General features: G+C 37.5%; 13 protein-coding genes, 1 pseudogene and 1 other annotated feature. Of the genes and pseudogenes, 2 read left to right on the top strand and 12 right to left on the bottom strand.

Annotated features, from left to right (window positions below; translation table 11 throughout):
• Nucleotides 1-719: 719 nt before the first annotated feature.
• A complete protein-coding gene (locus AC6IWN_RS13070) occupies nt 720-4517 on the bottom strand; it encodes a phosphoribosylformylglycinamidine synthase (protein ID WP_497987854.1) in 3798 nt (1265 codons plus the stop codon).
• Between the two features lie 219 nt (nt 4518-4736).
• On the opposite strand from AC6IWN_RS13070, the gene AC6IWN_RS13075 reads away from it, so the two are divergent.
• The gene (locus AC6IWN_RS13075; RefSeq protein ID WP_497987855.1) at nt 4737-5627 is read left to right on the top strand and encodes a LysR family transcriptional regulator; all 891 of its coding nucleotides are present in this window, start codon (nt 4737-4739) and stop codon (nt 5625-5627) included.
• A gap of 148 nt (nt 5628-5775) precedes the next feature.
• Here AC6IWN_RS13075 and AC6IWN_RS13080 read toward each other — a convergent pair whose 3' ends face one another.
• The 4 genes from AC6IWN_RS13080 to AC6IWN_RS13095 all read right to left on the bottom strand — a co-directional run bounded on the left by AC6IWN_RS13080 (nt 5776) and on the right by AC6IWN_RS13095 (nt 11052).
• The gene (locus AC6IWN_RS13080) at nt 5776-6252 is read right to left on the bottom strand and encodes a methylglyoxal synthase (protein WP_497987856.1); all 477 of its coding nucleotides are present in this window, start codon (nt 6250-6252) and stop codon (nt 5776-5778) included.
• Nucleotides 6253-6423: 171 nt separating this feature from the next.
• The gene (locus AC6IWN_RS13085; protein ID WP_497987857.1) at nt 6424-7485 is read right to left on the bottom strand and encodes an acyltransferase family protein; all 1062 of its coding nucleotides are present in this window, start codon (nt 7483-7485) and stop codon (nt 6424-6426) included.
• Nucleotides 7486-7750: 265 nt separating this feature from the next.
• The gene (locus AC6IWN_RS13090) at nt 7751-10372 is read right to left on the bottom strand and encodes an ABC transporter permease (protein WP_497987858.1); all 2622 of its coding nucleotides are present in this window, start codon (nt 10370-10372) and stop codon (nt 7751-7753) included.
• Nucleotides 10369-11052, bottom strand: a complete 684-nt coding sequence (locus tag AC6IWN_RS13095; protein WP_497987859.1) for an ABC transporter ATP-binding protein — start codon at nt 11050-11052, stop codon at nt 10369-10371. Before AC6IWN_RS13095 ends, AC6IWN_RS13090 begins: the two co-directional genes overlap by 4 nt.
• Before the next feature lie 223 nt (nt 11053-11275).
• Between AC6IWN_RS13095 and AC6IWN_RS13100 the strand changes: the two are divergent.
• Nucleotides 11276-11548: pseudogene (locus AC6IWN_RS13100) on the top strand (OB-fold protein); the annotation flags it as partial.
• A gap of 101 nt (nt 11549-11649) precedes the next feature.
• On the opposite strand, the gene AC6IWN_RS13105 reads toward AC6IWN_RS13100, so the two are convergent.
• The 7 genes from AC6IWN_RS13105 to AC6IWN_RS13135 all read right to left on the bottom strand — a co-directional run bounded on the left by AC6IWN_RS13105 (nt 11650) and on the right by AC6IWN_RS13135 (nt 20288).
• A complete protein-coding gene (locus AC6IWN_RS13105; protein WP_497987860.1) occupies nt 11650-12165 on the bottom strand; it encodes an endolysin-like domain-containing protein in 516 nt (171 codons plus the stop codon).
• Between the two features lie 126 nt (nt 12166-12291).
• Nucleotides 12292-13290, bottom strand: coding sequence for a sensor histidine kinase (locus AC6IWN_RS13110; RefSeq protein WP_497987861.1), 999 nt, complete (start codon nt 13288-13290; stop codon nt 12292-12294).
• A 1-nt stretch (nt 13291) separates the two neighbouring features.
• Nucleotides 13292-13969, bottom strand: coding sequence for a response regulator transcription factor (locus AC6IWN_RS13115; RefSeq protein ID WP_497987862.1), 678 nt, complete (start codon nt 13967-13969; stop codon nt 13292-13294).
• 382 nt (nt 13970-14351) lie between these two features.
• On the bottom strand, nt 14352-17012 hold the full coding sequence (locus tag AC6IWN_RS13120) for a valine--tRNA ligase (protein WP_497987863.1): 2661 nt from the start codon (nt 17010-17012) through the stop codon (nt 14352-14354).
• Nucleotides 17013-17443: 431 nt separating this feature from the next.
• Nucleotides 17444-17676, bottom strand: a binding site (T-box leader).
• Between the two features lie 186 nt (nt 17677-17862).
• Nucleotides 17863-18204, bottom strand: a complete 342-nt coding sequence (locus AC6IWN_RS13125; protein ID WP_497987864.1) for an arsenate reductase family protein — start codon at nt 18202-18204, stop codon at nt 17863-17865.
• A gap of 23 nt (nt 18205-18227) precedes the next feature.
• Nucleotides 18228-19433 carry a hypothetical protein gene (locus AC6IWN_RS13130; RefSeq protein ID WP_497987865.1) on the bottom strand — a complete coding sequence of 402 codons (1206 nt, stop codon included), beginning with the start codon at nt 19431-19433 and terminating at the stop codon, nt 18228-18230.
• A 24-nt stretch (nt 19434-19457) separates the two neighbouring features.
• Complete coding sequence (locus tag AC6IWN_RS13135) at nt 19458-20288, bottom strand: tetratricopeptide repeat protein (RefSeq protein ID WP_497987866.1); 831 nt, start codon at nt 20286-20288, stop codon at nt 19458-19460.
• Nucleotides 20289-20300: the final 12 nt, after the last annotated feature.

Below are 20300 nucleotides of genomic sequence, written 5' to 3' on the forward strand. Positions count from 1 at the left end.
ATCGTGTAATAAATATTCAAAACATGAACGGCGCCAACATAGTTATTGAGGGTTGCATTGCAACGATGGTTTGATGCCGGAATAAAATATCTTGTTAAGTGGTTAATCGCCAAAGGCATAATTTTCAATAATTATCTGTATGAATAATCTATGCACGTCAAAAGCCAGAATATTTCTTACAATCGTTAATATGCATATCAATATGTTTCGCAATTTAATTTGTTACATTTATTTGTACATATTAACGATATCATTTTCGATAGCGGCTTAACTCATATTTCAATTATTTAACACCTCGCAGGTAATTAATATATCTACTTGGTAAAATACGTTTCTAAAACTAAATACGAACTCCTTAATTTGATATCTATATGACGACGCCTATGCAAAAGTTTCTATATTCACTTATAGAGTTGGAATATGGTTCAGAGTCAACAAATAGCATGTTTGACGAGCGTAGCGAGGAGTTTTCGCGTAGGCAAAGTGAGCAGTTATAAGCTAGCTTGTAAAATGCGAACGCACCCGCGATCAGGTGGAACACGTTTGTGTTTCACCTGATGCTTTTTTGGGCTCTGTTTTACCATATGACAAATCTATTAGTGAATTGTAACGTTGCATTGAAGTCGGAATAAAGATATTAAATTAAGGAGTTCATCTTTAACTATATAACGTATTTTAGCAAGGATAATAATATAAATCGCCTGCGAGGTTCATGTTAATTATTTAAAATATGCCACTCCGGATTCGAAGATATACTGGTTCTGGTCACCTGCTATATTTATCGCAACGGAAGAACCTCTACGCTCGGAATGAGCCATCTTACCGAGAACACGGCCATCCGGGCTGGTGATACCCTCAATGGCATAGTAGGAACCATTTGGATTGAAATCCTCATTCATCGTCGGATTGCCGTCAACATCTACATATTGAGTAGCAACCTGGCCGTTCTCTACCAACTTCTTAATCCACTCCTCATTAGCAACAAAGCGTCCTTCGCCATGGGATGCAGGGATGGAATATACTCCGCCAAGCTCAGCCTTCATTAACCAAGGAGATTTATTGGTAACTACTTTGGTATAAACTGACTTGGACACATGGCGACCAATATTATTCATAGCAAGTGTCGGAGAATCTTCCTTTTGAGGTGTAATTTCGCCATAAGGTACAAGGCCTAGCTTAATTAACGCCTGGAAACCATTACAAATACCAAGTGCAAGTCCGTCCCTGTTCTTAAGAAGATCATTTACTGCTTCTGTAATTCTTTCATTACGGAAAGCGGTTGCAATGAACTTACCGGAACCGTCCGGTTCATCACCTGCTGAAAAACCACCGGGGAACATGAGAATCTGTGCCCCCTTAATTCCCTCTGCAAAGGCCCCCACAGATTCTCGTATATTGCTCTCCGTCAAATTCTTGAAAACAACAGTTTCGATTTCTGCACCGGCATTCTGAAATGCTTTTAATGAATCATATTCACAATTCGTTCCCGGGAATACCGGAATGAAAACCTTCGGTTTTGCTACTTTATTTTTTGCAACATAGATTGTTTTGCTATCATAAAGCTTCGTTTCAATCTTGGAATCGGAAGCCTCGATCTCCTCAGCCACTTTAGAACGAGTAGGATATACCTTCTCCAATGTTCCTGTCCATGCAGTTAATGCTTCCTCCATCGTGATGATAACATCTTTGTATACGAATTCACTCTTTTCTGTTACTGTACCGATTACACTATATTCCTCTGCTGCAAATCCTGCCTGAGATAACTCCGCAGCAGCTTCCTTAGTCATCTCTATCACTAAGGAACCGTATGCTGGTAAGAAAAGATCATTATCGCTTAACTTACTATCTAGGGTGACACCAAGTTTATTACCAAATGCCATCTTGCTCACTGCTTCTGCAACACCACCAAACCCTAATGCAAAGGAGGATACAGTCTTGCCAGATCTCATAAATGAGGTAATCTTTGAATAAAGGTCTATTGTTTGTATATAATCCGGAAGATCATATTCATCCTTCTTGATATCAAAGCGTACCAAGACATTTCCGGCATTCTTAAGTTCTGTTGTAATGACATCACCGCTCTTTGCGATATCCACTGCAAAGGATACTAAGGTCGGAGGTACATCAATATCATTAAAGGTTCCTGACATACTATCCTTTCCACCAATGGATGGAAGACCAAGCTTAATCTGAGCATCATAAGCGCCGAGAAGTGCTACTAACGGCTCACCCCAACGTTTTGGATCATTTCCAAGTCTTCTGAAGAATTCCTGGAAGGTAAAACGAATCTTCGTATGGTCACCACCTGCTGCCACAATCTTAGCAACAGAAGAAATCACTGCATATACCGAACCGTGGAATGGAGACCAGGTAGAAAGGTAAGGATCAAAGCCATAACTCATCATAGTTACCGTATCACAAGCGCCTTCAAGTACCGGAAGCTTCGCTGTCATTGTCTGAATCGGTGATAACTGATATTTACCACCATAAGGCATCGTCACTGTGGCTGCACCTATGGAGCTATCAAAGATTTCAACAAGGCCTTTCTTGGAGCATACATTTAATGCTGCTAAGCTCTTTAACCATGTTTCCTTTGTGTCTTTTCCCTCTACATCAAATCCTTTATTCAGATAATTATCTTCTTTGGATGGAAGTGTTACATAAGCACTTGCCTCCTGATGCGCACCGTTTGTATCAAGAAATGCTCTAGAGATATTAACGATTTCATTACCTCTCCACTTCATAACCAATCTTGGTAATTCAGTAACCTCAGCTACCACAACAGCCTCAAGGTTTTCTTCCTCCGCAAATGCAAGCATTGTGTCTACATCCTTAGGGTCAACCACGATTGCCATTCTCTCCTGGGATTCTGAGATTGCAAGTTCCGTACCATCAAGGCCAGCATATTTCTTTGGAACTTTATCTAAGTCAATTTGAAGACCTGCTGCAAGCTCACCAATCGCTACGGATACACCGCCTGCACCGAAGTCATTACATTTCTTAATTAATTTACTAACTTCTTCTCTGCGGAATAAGCGTTGAAGTTTACGCTCGGTTGGAGCATTTCCCTTTTGAACCTCTGCGCCGCAGGTATGAATTGATTCTGTTGTATGGCTTTTTGAGGAGCCCGTTGCTCCGCCACAGCCGTCACGTCCGGTTCTACCACCCATTAAGATAATAATATCACCTGGGTCGGAGTTCTCACGGATTACGTTCTTTCTCGGAGCGGCGCCCATCACGGCACCGATTTCCATTCTCTTAGCCACATAGTTCGGATGATAGATTTCATCCACCAACCCGGTTGCAAGACCAATCTGATTACCGTAGGAGCTGTAGCCTGCTGCTGCACCGGTACAAATCTTTCTCTGCGCTAATTTACCTTCTAAGGTATCCTTAACAGGAATCGTCGGATCACCTGCTCCAGTTACACGCATCGCCTGGTATACATAACCTCTTCCCGATAGTGGATCGCGAATTGCTCCGCCAAGACAGGTTGCTGCACCACCAAACGGTTCAATCTCGGTTGGATGGTTGTGTGTTTCATTCTTGAAGAATACAAGCCACTCCTCGCTCTTGCCGTCGATTTCAACAGGCACTATGATGGAGCAGGCATTGATCTCATCAGATACTTCCATATCCTCAAGTTTACCGTCTGCTTTTAATTTCTTCATTGCAAGTAAAGCGATATCCATCAAAGAGATATATTTGTCATCTCTGCCCTTATATAATTTCTCACGTTCATTGATATAGCTGCTGTAAGCAGCCTTAATCGGAGCTGTATAATATCCTTCTTCAAACTGGATGTCTTTTAGCTCTGTCAGGAATGTAGTGTGACGACAATGATCAGACCAGTATGTATCGAGCACACGGATTTCTGTCATGGAAGGGTCACGTTGTTCCTCTGTTTGATAATAATTTTGAATGAACTGAAAATCCTTCAAAGTCATTGCAAGATTCAAGGAAGCATATAGCTGTGATAAGTTATCCTGCTCCATTGTTTGAAAACCTTCAAATATAATAACATCTTCGGGATCATTGAACTGTGTTACCAAGGTCTCGGGCTTTACTTCATCTGTCTCTCTGGAATCCACAGGATTAATACAGTATGCCTTAATTTTATCAAATTCCTCATCTGTAATGTCACCGGTAAGGACATACGTAGTAGCGGAATGAATTACCGGCTCTTCCTTTTCATTCAAAAGCTTCACACATTGCACCGCAGAATCTGCTCTCTGATCAAATTGTCCGGGAAGGTATTCCACTGCAAAGGTTCTGTCCTTCTTGTCAGTCTCAAAGGACTCCTCGAAAAGCACATCAATCGGCGGTTCAGAAAATACTGTACCAAGGGATTTTTTATATGTCTCTTCACTAACATTCTCTATATCATATCGGATTAAAACACGAACTGCTTTTATGCCCTTTATATCCAGGTAGCTACGGAGCTCAGATTTTAATTCCTTCGCTCTTACTGCATACGGTGCTTTCTTCTCTACATAAATTCGTTTTACGTTGCCCATGTGATAAGCTCCTTTTAAATATTATAGTCTAAATAATTTTCGGTTTCGTATGTTATTTGTATGAAAGAAGTTTAACCCTTTTTCACGCTCTCTATCATTTACTTGCATTATAGCATAACATGTCTTATAATCATAATTAATATATGTTAATCTTTTTATTAGATTTGCTTATAGATATTGGAAAATAAATTGACGTATTTGATTATAACGGAGGTTTGTATGGATATCAATTATGAATTGTACAAGGTATTTTATCAAGTTGCCAAAAGCCTTAGCTTCTCAGATGCTGCAGATACATTATTTATCAGCCAGTCAGCAGTCAGCCAGTCCATTAAGACGCTCGAAAGACGACTGAATCAAACCCTATTTATTCGTAGTACAAAGAGGGTCGCCCTCACCAAAGAAGGGGAACTCTTATTAAAGCATGTTGAACCTGCCATTAACCTCATAAGCCGTGGTGAAAATCAGCTTTGCGCTGATCCTAAGAGTGGCGTTCAATTAAGAATCGGTGCAAGTGATACCATTTGCCGTTATTACCTTGTTCCATTCTTAAATATGTTTCATAAAAAATATCCAACGATACACATTAAGGTTACCAATGCTACCTCCCTCCAATGTGCGAAGCTTTTAGAACGAAACGAGGTCGATATCATAGTAACGAACTCACCGAATTCCGGATTGAACAATATGATGCAAATCGTTCCTGTGAAGGAGTTCAGGGATATTTTTATAGCTAATAAGGAAGCCTTTCCATTAGAAGGACGCCCAATCACGCTACAAGAACTTCAGCAAAATCCAATTCTGATGTTGGACAAGCGTTCCACAACCAGCATCTTCCTGCATAACTTATTCCTTGAGAACTCTCTGGATCTGGTTCCTGCGATTGAGTTAAGCAGTAATGACTTGTTGATTGATCTCGCAAAGATTGGTTTAGGAATTGCTTTTATCCCGGATTTCTGCGTAAAGGAACTGGATGATTTATCCGTCATTACAACCACTCAAGAGATTCCATCGCGACTATTAGTTGCTTCCTACAATAATGACATTCCTCTTTCGGATGCTGCAAAATTCTTTATTGATAGCTTAATTGAAGCAAATAATCAGGAATAACATTAAATCATATTGTAAGAAAAGAGTAAACGCCTATATTCCTTGATGATTCAATAAATACAGTTATAAAAATAGCATGAGCCTCTGGTTATATGATTAAGATACACACAAAATCATATAACCAGAGGCTCATGCTTTGATTAATTAATTATTTAAACTCTTCTAATCTGCCCTGAATTATCTTGTTATAATTCATCACTCTTCTTTCATAATCCTCATTCATAAACTTTGAAGTAATTAAGAAGTCCGCTGTTGCACGGTTATTTGCAACCGGAATATCATACACGGCACTGATACGAAGAAGTGCCTTAACATCAGGATCATGTGGCTGAGACGCAAGCGGATCCCAGAAGAATATAACAAAGTCAATGTTACCCTCAACGATTCTGGAGCCGATCTGCTGATCACCACCCAAAGGGCCACTGTTATATGCCTTTACCGGTAATCCTGTCTTATCAACGATTAAACGCGCTGTTGTACCTGTACCACTTAAAAAATGGTTTTTTAGTATATCTTTATTCTTATTTACCCATTCCACTAACTCATGCTTCTTTGTATCATGCGCAATTAATGCGATGTGCTTTTGTTTCGCAATTGTAAAACCTATATAGTCATCATTAATCATCGTACTACTACCTCACTTATTCATCAATATTTGGCTAAGATACTTCTATATTTCACCATCATCTGCTCATAATATGTAACTATCTATATCATATAGGAAAACAAACATGATTTCAAGTTTCTTTATGTAAGGATGATGGAAATTTCTATAAAAAAGAAATTGAAATCAATCCTATCCATTATTCACTTTCGGTTTCTTTTTAGCAAATACCAATCCATCTACTTTATGAAGAGCCTTCTCAAATAATAATGCCAAAACTATAGTACTCAAAACTGCTATAATGAAATACGCGTATGGATGTGATGCAATATGACCTTTACGGCTCATAAAACCCATAGGAATGCGTTGAAGTATATATAAACTAAACACATGATTACCAAAAAATTTCAGAAAATTATTATCGAAACTGATTTTCATCGTAATTAGCACAACTAAAACCGTAAAACAAACTGCCCATCCTTCATAATACCATACATGTAAGCCTCTTCTGGTATAAAAAACATAATAGGTCATCAAAAACACAAGTACAGAACCAAAATACCATAGATCATTTTTCATGACCCATTTTTCGATCTTTTGTCGATACAATGAAAACCAAATTCCTAACGGATAGCAAAGAATTGTGTTATACCAGTAACTGCCTTTCCAAGGCATTAAAATATACATAAATGCTATACATAATAAAGTAGTGAGAATTGCACCTAATATATGATTTTTTTTGCATGCTTTGAATGCAACATAAGTAAATAAATAAGTGACTATAATAGCCATAATATACCAGTTGCTGTTACCGATACTTTCCCAACAAACAAAGGATAATAATACTTGTTTAACGGACACTTGGACTCCCAGAATAAAATCAAGCAATAAATATAATATTACAGCAACATCAAAATGCATTAGCGTTTTCAAAGCTTTTTGGGTTGGAATAGAATTCGCATAAGAAGTTCCTTTTGACTTAATTGCTTCTAGTATTCCATAACCGGAGTAAAATAAAAACATTGCTACAATTAATTGCCCTGTACTTCCATCTATCCATTTAGCAAAACCATCAAATGGCCCATTTAACTTAACATACTGTAAAAAATGGCGAAGAAAAACAAGCAGTACAAAGATACCTTTCACAGCATTGGTTTTTGACATTTCCATATAATCTCTGCAAAAATCATTTTCTTTTGCAAAGGCAAGATTTTTGCAGCTAAATACAAATAACACAAGCAGAATTATCGACATAATAATCTCCCTCCCTTTAATTCTATTATATTATAGGGTATACAAACACTATTTGCAATTACTAACCTTCTATTTTTTACAATCGTGCTATATTGTTTTTATAATAAAAGAAAGATCATAACATATCATAACGATTTATCACTTAGCTAACATACGAAAAAGAAACAAATTTTCACAAACCATTATGAAAACCTGTTTCTTGTTCATTTATAAATCTAATAGTTATTATCAATTAAAATAATCATATTTATTCTTAGTACTATGCTTATATTATCTCCTGCTTAAGTGCATCAATAATATTTTCTTTTCTTACCTTACTGCTTGAATAGAGCATTGCCATGCCTACGATGAGAAATACAGATACAATAACAATAGCAATATTTCTTATAGGTAATGTAAACACAAAATCAAACTTTGCCATCAACACATCATAGATCAGATACATTACAAAAATACTAATTGGTATACCATATAACAAAGCTTTAATTCCATAAAAGATACTTTCATAATTCAACATTTTATTAAAGCCCTTGGGTGTAATACCAATGGATTTTAACATAGCAAACTCTCGCTTACGGAGCGCAATACTTGTGGATATCGTATTGAAGATATTCGCAATGCAAATCGCTGTTATCAATATGATAAATGCATAGGTAAACACGGATAGCAATAAGACGGATTGCTGCTCATTCTGCTTATAAAAATATACATTATCAATGGTTATGCTTCCCATACCGACTTCATTTTGAATCGCTTCTAATTTATTCTGAAGTTCCATCGGTTTATCACTGTTCAAATAGATATAAGTATCTATTATAGGGTTACTTTTACTGCCCATTCCCTTTAGCAATTGATGAAGAGTCTCTTTTGAAATAATCATATAAAAATATGATGCGTTACCGCTTGATAATATCCCCATCGGCATCTCTTTTGTTAATGCAGCCACCTTAACCTGTGGTAATACTTTATCAACACTTGTATCATCATTCCTGGTAGTAAGATTAAAAAATTCACCTACATTGGCCTTTATACACTTCGTTTCAATATACTTATCACTAACTCTGTCTTTGTAAGTCACTGTATCAATTACAATTGCGGATGGCTGATTTTTATCTTCCAACTTCTTTTTATCAACACCAACCTTCTTAGCATACTCCTCCAAATTCTTATCATCTAACACAGTAAGTACAACCTCATATGGGTATTTTCCGTCTTGTAGCATTTGACTACTGTCCGCTTTTAGAAAATCACCAATTTTCTTTGGATCAACCATAGTAGAAACATTCAAGGTCATAGCTGTGCTTATTTTTGTAATGTTATCTAGGGATTTGATCTTCTTTATAATATCATCTTTCGCATCACCTACTTTTGGATCTATTCTTACCTGAACGTCGTAATTAACGCCAACTTGTGACATTGTCATTGATTTTTTTAAATTATCCGTAAAGGCAGAAACCACTAAAAATAGGACCATACTGATAATTAGTGAGAAAACAGTTGCTTTATATCTCGCCTTATAACGCTTTAGGTTTTTTAGTCCAAGTTCCCCTTCCATTCCGAATATCATTCTAGTAAGTCGAGAAGTTTTCACCTGTTTTCTACTGATTTTCACATCACTTACTTGACGTATCGCATCAATTGCTGAGACATTGGAGGCCCTCCGTGCCGGAATGTAGGTAGAAATCAGTATCGTTACTGCAGATACCAGAAAAGCAGTAATCACAGAGGAAGGATATACAATCAATCGGAATCCTCCCTTATGGTTCAGCATACCTTCAAGCATCGGATTAATGAATAAATAAGTGATACCAAGACCAATATATCCAGCCAGAATTCCAATCGGAATACTGATGGCACCAATTACTGCCCCTTCGAAGAAAACCGAATTACGCTTTTGCTTTTTGGTCGCCCCAACACTGGATAACATACCAAGATATCGCGATCGCTCCGAAACCGATATTGCAAATGCATTGTAAATTAATGATACCGACCCTATCACAATAATCACCATGATAATAGCTGACAGTGTTGCTAACATCATTTTCACGGAATCGTCCTTGATAATTCCATAGAATCGAAGTAAGCTATTATTGTACTCATACACTTTAATATTGTTATCCTTTGCGATTTTATCACCCCAAGAAAAGAGCTTATTATTAATATTTTTAAATAATACGGATACATCAAAAGTATCGGAAGTTTTTACTGTATTCTGATCAAGATAAGAGATTGATGTATAGCCCGGCGACCATGTCAACTCCCACTCCGGACGCTCGAAAAATCCAACTACAGTATAAGTCTTCCCACCTTCTGTCGTAAGCTTTTCAGCAACTTTATCACTCTCCCATTGTAGGCTACTATTTTGCTCTAGGGGTTTACTGTTATCCGTATCTTTCCGGGTTGAAAATCTCTTACCTACGGATAGCTTAATTTGATCTCCTACTTTATAAGTTACGCCTGCATTTTCTGCAACCGCTTCGGACAGCAGTATCTCACTTGGCTTTTGGGGAAGCCTTCCCTCGGTTACCTTGACCGGCATATGCTGAAACATAGATTGACTGAATTCTAAAATATATAGATAAGGTTTATTGGTATTCTTGCTGCCTTTTAGATAAGCATATCCACTCTCCCTGTTCATCATCGCCGTTTTCACATGCTTGTTCTTCTCAATTTCTTTCAGCTGTTGTTCATTAATATTTTTATAGGTAGCATGCCACTCACCATTTTGCGTAATGACCTGTCTTTGTAAAACATCCATAAAGGAAAGTCCAAGGGTAGCCACTGCTGTGATCATCGCCGCAGATATGATAGTCCCGATTATGGTCACCAGTGTTCGTTTTTTATTTAACATCAACTGACGAATCGTTAACTTATTGATTATATTCATGGTCGGATCACCTCATCCTTAGCGATTTTTCCATCCTCAATAGCAATGATACGATCAGCCTGTAGAGCTATTCTTTCATCGTGAGTGATGATAAGAAGTGTTTGTTTAAAGTTTTTATTAAACATTTTGAGAAGCTCAATAATCTCATGACTATTCTTACTGTCCAGATTTCCGGTTGGTTCATCCGCTAACATAATAGCAGGGTTGTTGATTAATGCTCTACCAATGGAAACTCTCTGCTGCTGTCCACCTGACAATTGATTCGGCAAATGATTCAATCTTTTTTCTAAATCCAAGGATTTTACAATATCATTTAATTGATTTTTATCAACTTTTTGTTGATCTAAAAGTAAGGGCAATGTTATGTTTTCTTCCACGCTCAGTACAGGAATCAAATTATAGAACTGATAGATCAGTCCAATCTGTCTACGTCTAAAGATAGCAAGCTGTGTTTCATTCAATTGATAAATATCTGTGTTATCTACATATACCTTTCCTGCTGTTGGGCGATCTACCCCTCCTAGCATATGAAGTAATGTGGATTTACCGGAACCGGAAGGGCCGATTATCGCCACAAATTCTCCCTTTTCTATAGAGAATGAGACGTCATCCAACGCATTCACCGCTGTTTCTCCGTTTCCATATTTCTTTGACAGATGCTCTACTCTTAATATTTCCATTTTATAACTCCTTTTCTATGGCGGCTTTCGCCCTCCATCCAATAATCATTATTACCTTATAAGCAAAGTTTAACTGTCATAGATGACGGCACGATGACTGAAATATTACAATTTAGTCACATAACTTGTTTTACCAGATTATTCTATACCAGAATCTTATTATACAACATGAATATGTTAAAATTAATGAATACAATGAAATTTTTAATAAGAAAACCAAGTAAAATGCAAAAAGTTATATGATAATCGTTTGCTCGAAGTAACGGGGAAAGTGGAAAGTGTAGGTACTGATATACTAAACCACACTTATGTTTGCCTTGGTAGTGAAGAACAATTTACCTTTGTTGGAATCCAATGTTATGCAAAAACTGAAAGTGAAGTTAACAAAATAGCAGATTTAAAAAAGGGAGATCTTATAACAGTACGCGGAAAAGGCGATTGTAGTTCCCTTACTTTCAGCCTAAAAAAAATAGAAATAGTAAATCCACATAAATAAATAATAATTATACCCCCTCACAATACGAATATTGTAAGGGGGTATTAATCTCTATTTCCATTTTCTTTTATTGGATAGACATATTTTAATTCATAACACAGCTAAACGATATTTCTTTTCCCACTCTCAAGGGCCATAACTACATGACTTCCTTCTTTCAGATATAAACTACCCGTTTTAGCCAGCTCATCTGATGCAATGTGCTTTATATCAGTATATGCCTTAAACTTACCTGTTTTTAGCAGCTCTCTCCGAAGTGATAATGTCGTATTATTCGCAGGAATATTTAATCCTGCCAATTTATAGCATGCAGATACAAGTGATGAACAATCGAATTCACCTTTTGCGCCCACTACATGTTTACTGTTTCTCAATATAGCATTATAACCGGTCAACCGCTGTAATTGGTCATACCCATAGCCTTTGTTATCACAGATTTGTTTCATAATTGAGACAGCTCTATTCGCTAACTTGCTATCAGTACATTCCAGATATACATTCCAGGGTCGATTATACCAAGAACCGATCCGAATTTCTCTACCGGTTTGATCTCCTATCTTCCCTCCAGCTAGTTTTCCGTTCTCGTCTATACTTGCGTAACCTATCCTAATACTCATTTGTTCCACCCCCAGTCATTTTCTTCTCATACTATTTTAGTACAATCCTAATGAAAATGTACATTGTCCTTGTCGAATATTCGCATTATTTGTCGTATGAGTTCTGACTGATAAATCGGGTGATGATTATACGATATGTTTATAAAATTTTATATTAAATTCAACGCCCTTCTTCTTATTTGTCACAAAGATATCTCCGTTCTGATTCATGATAATACTCTTTGCCATAGCTAGACCAATGCCAACGCTATCCTCATTTGCGTTTTTCCCTCTGTAAAATCTTTTAAAGATAAACATAAGATCTTCTTTTGGTATACCAACTCCGCTATCTGATACTGTAATGTCTGTACTAATCGGATTTTCACTATAACTAATTGAAATCTCCCCACCTTCACCGGTATGCTCAATGCAATTCTTTACAATATTAATGAGAGCTTCCGCGGTCCACTTGAGATCTCCCTGAAAGGTAAGTAAAGGATCTCCCTTGACGGTAAACTGCTGATTTTTTAACTCCATCGCAATCAGCAGCGGCTCTACCGATTGATTAATTAGTTCTATTAATGGAACCTCTTCCGTTTTAAATTTTATTGTACCTGCATCAATCTTAGATAATTTTAGAAGCGAAGTTAGTAGCCATTCCATACGTTCCAGCTGAACCTCAATATTTCTTGTAAACTCCTGTCTTCTATTTATCTCAAGATTTTCATTTTTCAATAAGTCCGTCATAACAAGCATAGATGTCAGAGGAGTTTTTAATTGATGAGAGATATCGGATAATGCGTCTGCTAACTGCTCTTTTTCCTCTTTTAATTGTTCCGCCTGCTTCGATAATATAAGAGTCACCTTATATATCTCATTTTTAAGTATGCTTAGCTCCCCTTCTTTATTATCACGAATGTCAAGAGAATAATCTCCATTATAAACTCTTCTTAAATATCCAGAAAGTTTTTCAATATCCCGATATCGACTATTTGAAAATTGAATATATATTCCAATTAAAAATAAATCAGAGAATATTAGAACCAAACCTGCTGCCAGGTTAATTACACATGCAATGATACTAAATATCATCAGTCCCAATGCCATGAAGAACAACATTACCCGATATTCTTTATTACGAAGCATCTCAATCACCCACCTTATATCCCAATCCTCTGATTGTTTTAATAATAAGAGGGTTTTGAGGATCATCCTCCAACTTATCTCTTAGCCTCTTTATATATACGGTCAAAGTATTATCATTAACAAAATCCCCTGCTACATCCCATATCCCTTCCAGCAACTGATTACGGGATAATACTTGTCCTTCATTATTCGCAAAAGTCAATAAAAGTCGGTATTCCAAAGCCGTTAATACGATTTCTGATCCGTTTTTATATATTTTGGCATCCAGCGTATTAATACGGATAGGACCCAATTCTATAATATTCTTTGCTTCACTACCTGATTGATAGCGGCGAAGAACCGATTTAATGCGAGCTGTAAGCTCACGTATTCGAAATGGTTTGGTAATATAATCATCAGCACCTAATTCCAGTCCCATAACCACATTCACTTCCTCATCGCATGCAGTGAGTATGATGACCGGAGTATTCCATTTCTCTCTTGCCAACTTACACAACTCATAACCGCTCCCATCCGGAAGAGTGAGGTCAAAGATGCATAGATTAAATCCATGTTCATAAAAAGCACTTTTCCCTGAGGATACATCATGGCATACAACAACGGTATATCCCTCTTGTTGTAACGAATACTCTAATCCCATTGCAATTGTTTTATCATCTTCTACGATCAGTAGTTTCATACTTCACCCCATTTGTTTCGCTGATATCATCATAAACCATATTATATCATAATCTTAATCTGCTTTAAATTGCTTTAACCTTAGAATACAGATTTTCTCATATACTCCATTCAATTCAGGTTTTTTGACAAAATGTAAAATATATTGCTATAAGCCACTTCTTATTCTACAAAATAATAAATATTTCCATTAATTTCAAATTACCCATTTACATATATTACTAAATATGTTATAACCAGATTAGGTAGATACAATATTTACCAACATTTAATACCATTGTTATGGTTTATTCCCCAATATCCTACATAGACAAGACCTTCCGGTTATAATCAATTTGATATACCGGAAGGTCTTTCTAATTTAAATCAAGTATTCATGAAGTTTACTTACTAAAATGCTCTAATCTTTCTGAAACCTGCTTCATCATATCTGTATATTTCTCTAACTTCGCTCTTTCTTCAGCCAATTTGCTTTCCGGTGCTTTACTAACAAAGTTCTGATTATTGAGCATACCAGTAACACGCTTTAATTCACCTTCAAGACGTTCTTTTTCTTTTTTCAGTCTTTCAATCTCTTTTTCAACATCCACTAGATCTGCGAAAGGAATATAGATAACTGCTCCCTGAATAACTGTTGAAACTGCATCCTCCGGAATTCCTGCCTTATCCGCTTGAACAACTACCTCATTGGAATAACTGAGAGTAGCAAAGAATACTTTACTATCATCAAAGATATCACGAATCTTTTCATTCTCAGATACTACTGTAACGGTAGCCTTTCTACTAGGTGGAACATTCATCTCTGCGCGAACATTACGGATGCCTTTAACTGCTTCCTTGATGAGTTCCACTGCTTCTGCTTCACTATGAAATGCATATTCATTCTTGTATTCAGGCCATTTTGCAATCATAATCGACTCTGCTTCCTGTTGACCCAACATCTCCTGAAGAGTACAGAAAATCTCTTCTGTGACAAATGGCATATATGGATGAAGTAATTTTAACGATGTAGTTAATACATACTTTAAGGTCCAAAGTGCTGCTGCCTTGGTTTCATCGGTTTCACTATATAATCTAGGCTTCACCATTTCAATATACCAATCGCAGAATTCTTCCCATACGAAGTCATTAATTTTTTGAACTGCAATACCAAGCTCGAAGCCTTCCATATTCTCGGTTGCTTCCTTCACTACAGTATTTACTCTGGAGAGAATCCACTTATCAGCGATGGTTAAAAGCTTCTCATCAATGGTCTCACTGATGGTTGCTTTCTCAAGATTCATCATGATGAATCTTGATGCATTCCATACCTTATTCGCAAAATTACGGCTCGCCTCTACTCTCTCCCAGTAAAATCTCATATCATTACCCGGAGCATTACCCTGAATCAAGCTAAAGCGAAGTGCATCAGCACCGTATTTATCAATTACCTCAAGTGGATCGATACCGTTTCCAAGTGACTTACTCATCTTACGACCCTGTGAGTCACGCACTAAACCGTGTATCAACACCTTACTGAACGGCTTTTGACCCATCTGTGCATATCCGGAGAATACCATTCTAAGAACCCAGAAGAATATGATATCATAACCGGTTACAAGTACATCAGTAGGGTAGAAATAGTCAAGTTCCTCTGTTTTCTCCGGCCATCCGAGTGTTGAGAAAGGCCAAAGTGCTGAACTGAACCAGGTATCCAATGTATCCTGATCCTGTCTAAGGTGATCATGTCCACACTTAGGGCAGGTGGTTGGAGTTGATTTAGATACAACTATTTCGCCACATTTATCACAATAATATGCTGGTATTCTATGTCCCCACCAAAGCTGTCTGGAGATACACCAGTCTCTAATGTTCTCAGCCCAGTTAAAGTAGATTTTATCAAAACGCTCTGGCACGAATTGAACATCCCCGGTCTTAACCCCTTGGATTGCTGGTTTGATCAACTCATCCATTTTCACAAACCACTGCTGTTTAACTAGTGGCTCAACGGTTGTTTTGCAACGATCATGTGTACCTACATTGTGCACGTGATCTTCTACTTTTACCAAATAGCCTAATTCCTGTAGCTCCTTAACAATAAGCTTACGTGCTTCATAACGATCAAGGCCAACGTACTTTCCACCCTTCTCATTGATGGTAGCATCATCATTCATGACGTTGATTTCCGGAAGATTATGTCTCTTGCCAACTTCAAAGTCATTCGGGTCATGTGCAGGTGTAATCTTAACCACACCGGTACCAAATTCCTTATCCACATAAGAATCAGCAACAACCGGAATCTCTTTGTTCACGATTGGCAGTAAAACCATCTTACCAATCAGGTGCTGATATCTTTCATCCTCCGGATGAACCGCAACCGCTGTATCACCAAGCATCGTCTCCGGTCTCGTAGTAGCAATCTCAACAAAGCCTTCTTCTCCGACGATCGGATATTTGATATGCCAGAAATGTCCGGCCTGCTCCTCATGCTCAACCTCAGCATCAGAGATGGTCGTATGACAAACCGGACACCAGTTAATAATCTTAGATCCTTTGTAGATCTTACCTTCATTATATAATTTTATAAATACTTCATTTACGGCATTGTTACAGCCCTCATCCATCGTAAAACGTTCTCTTTCCCAATCACAGGAGGAACCTAGTTTTTTAAGCTGAGAGATAATTCTACCGCCGTATTCTTCCTTCCATTCCCATGCCTTAACTAAGAATTCTTCTCTTGTTAGGTCTTCCTTGTTAATGCCCTGTTTCTTTAACATCTCAAGGATTTTAACCTCTGTCGCAATACTTGCGTGATCGGTTCCGGGCTGCCAAAGTGCATTATAACCCTGCATTCTCTTAAAACGAATCAAGATATCCTGCATTGTATTATCGAGTGCATGACCCATATGCAGCTGACCGGTGATATTCGGGGGCGGGATCACTATCGTGAAGGGTTTCTTACTACGATCCACTTCTGCGTGGAAATATTTTTTGTCGACCCATTTTTGATACTGTCTCTCTTCAATATTTTGGGGGTCATAGGTTTTTGCCAGTTCTTTTTCCATGATTTCTTTCCTTTCGTGTTCTGGGGTAGGTTATGACAAAGGTCTAGGTAGCGTGTTCTAGGGTAGCCATCGTGTTCTAGATACGGTACTTTGCTTACCAATTTTCATTTGTGCGACGGTATAAGTTCCTAGTAACTACTACACTTCTCTTAGCTCGCTTGTTTCGGTCCGTCGGATTTGTAGCGGCTTCCTTGCCGCACAATCCTCTAACGCCCATCCATGGGCGTTAGCCGGATTCAATTCTTACTATAGTAGAGCGTCAAAAGCACTGAGCGATAATTATAGCAGTTAATATGCACCACACAATATACTGCTTAGGAAATATGTTTTACAGTTCTTATCGATTCATATATTTGTGCATATTGACGTGACTACTTAGCAACAGAGCTTTTGACTCTCAAATTCTAGCACAATAAAAAAGGCCCTACGTCTCAAAGGACGAAGAACCGCGGTACCACCTTTATTCTTGGCCTGCACCTATAGTGGGTACAAGTCAACTCTTTGTCTGTAACGGGACTTCCCGGCATTTCCTACACACCCTAAGGATTCAGAAATGCTGTTCCGGAGCTACCTTCAATAAGCTTGCCTTGGATCACCTTTCAGCCGGTGAGCGATCCTCTCTGATAAGCTACCCTTATCTAATCCTCTCCATCACTACATTTACCATATGATATTTAATATTATTCAATGTTTCATGATATGTCAAGTAGTATTTCGAATGTAACCTATATCATTGGTATGAAGAAATTGTAAATATTCCGACCAAAATCTTGCAGCTTATATAGCTGATATCAATTGTTAATTCAAAAATCCTGTGAATATCAGCTATGTTATCCACATTGCTACGGTTTTATTCCCAATTCTTCCACACTTCCGGCTGATAACCCACCGTTGCCTGCTTACCGTTACGCACAATTGGGGATTTAAACAGCTTTGGATTCTCTAATAGTTTCTCTTCCATATCTTCTGGGGATATATATTTTATCAACGCTAACAAATTTTTATCCTTCGCTTTGTCATCAATCAGATGCTCTACTCCTCCAACCGCTTGCTTCACGTTGTTGAATTCGCCCTTACTCATACCGAATTTTCCTAAGTCGATGGATTGAAATTTGACTCCACGTTCCTTAAAATATCTCTCCGCTTTTTTTGTATCAAAGCATTTTGACTGACCAAATATCTGTATATTCATGCTTATTGCTCCTGTCCTTTTAGCTAAAGATTACCTTCTTCTGCATTAAGATCAATTCGGTAATTCCTAAGTAACTTGTCCGTCTCATCCTCACATTCCGGATATTCATATCTAATTTTTCGAATCTCCTGTATTGCATTCTCAGCTTGCTTAATATTTAGGTCAATTCGTTCTCTGAGTTTTTGTCTACGTATATTGAGGCGATGACGGATATCTGTCATTTCCTTCATATCAAGAATTGCTGACGCCTGCAATATCCAGATTTCACAATCAGAGATTCCGAACTTTCGAAGTTCCATGATCAATTCTTTATTAAAATATTCTAATTCATCTGTGTTTCGTTGATACTTGCTCGCTTCCTCTTTAATTCTTCTATATTCATTCCATAAGGACTTGAACTGTTCAAAGCTTTCAACACTATATTTATTATAAGTGTAATCCAGATAATTCAAATTGTTAACTGATTTGATAGTCACTTTATTAAGTAATGTCACCAAACGCTTCTGCTTTTGATGTACAATATTTACTTCTGATTCATTCTTTCTTGCCTCTCTGACAATATAGAATGTTGCTACAATCCCCATCAATACCGTCATGGAAAAAGGAAGGACATAATCGCCTCCGGTATATTGTTTCAGCATTATGAAAAGTGTGAATAAGAATACAACCATCATACTTATAATAATTGCAATTCCTCGAAGAAATGACTGTTTACTACTGATATCCTCTTGCTCATCCTCTAGATCTAATCTTTCATCCTCAAGATGATTCATATCCTGTTCAATTGCCTCTCTCAATAGCTCATTTTCCTTTAACTTCGGCAACTCCTTCGGAATCTGCAGCTCATATTGTTCAAATATATGAAATTGTTGTTCGGATATCGGACTATCTTTTCGGTTTTGAAATTTTTCCCGCTCCCTAGTTAATGAGATAATATTTTTCGCCGCTTCATATAGCTTACCTCTTTGTTCTAGCGGAATCATTTCGATTTTCTGCATATCGGTAAGATACGAAGTAACTGCCTGATACTCTTTCTTGGATTCCTCCGTCTGTCTCTTACTTTCCTGAACTGTTTCGCAATTATCCTTGACATAATCCATCATGTCACTCATTGATTTAAATCGCTTTGACCTCTTTTTATCCTTGGCCAAATCAAGTGAGAAGGTAGCTTGCCCTTTTTCCTCTATATTATGTTTCGGTTTACCCTTAAATAGATCAAATAATCCCATTCCTTCAACCTTTCTTCTGTCCGGTTAACTCAAACGAACCTTTTCCTTCCACGTTTCTATGATTTCATTTATCCCGTGATAAAATTCATTCATCTTACCTTGTATTTTTTTATCCTGAAGTTTATAAATCGCCTGAAGCGTGGTTGTTTCCTCCGCTTCCTTCTCAAGCTCCAATAAAAATCCCTTAATTAACTCCCTCTCTTCTTCATCCACCTGGTTAATCTCAATTACATTCTGGTACTGCTCCTCATTCTTCATTATATAAAGAGTATAAAGGTGTTGCTTAAAGCTCTCTTTCTTATGATTACGCTCATATGCCTTTTCAAATAATTTGGAGGCTTCCTTAAGCCCTGTAATATGGACTTTCGCAACTGCCAAATTATGATATACATCTCCGTATTCTTCCGGTGTTAATTCTACCGCATCCGGTGAGAGAATAATCCGCTCGTATTCTGCTGCTGCCTGTTCATATTGTTGCTCTCTTAAAAAGCAACCTGCTTTTATGATATTTCGCTTGATCATCGGCATCCCTGCCACATCATCTAATAATCTAAGAAGATTTTTTATCTCCTGTTCGGTATAATAATCGGTACTGCATAGGATGAATGTTACTAGCGTTTTCAGATCGGCATTCTGTTTTCTCAGCGTACGCAGCTTATCCGCACGCTCTGTAAGTTTTAACTCCAGATCGATAAAATCAAACAGCTCCTCCGTTAACATCGTCTCATCAATCACATGAACATGCTGATATAAATAATAGCACAGTTCCTCCATTGAATAAATACGAATTCCGTTACGGGTAAAAGTATAAGGCTTTGTTGTTCGTGATCCGCTACATAATATTAGTTTACCCATGGATACCTCCAA

The sequence above is a fragment of the Variimorphobacter sp. HTMS_6 genome (assembly GCF_059717775.1).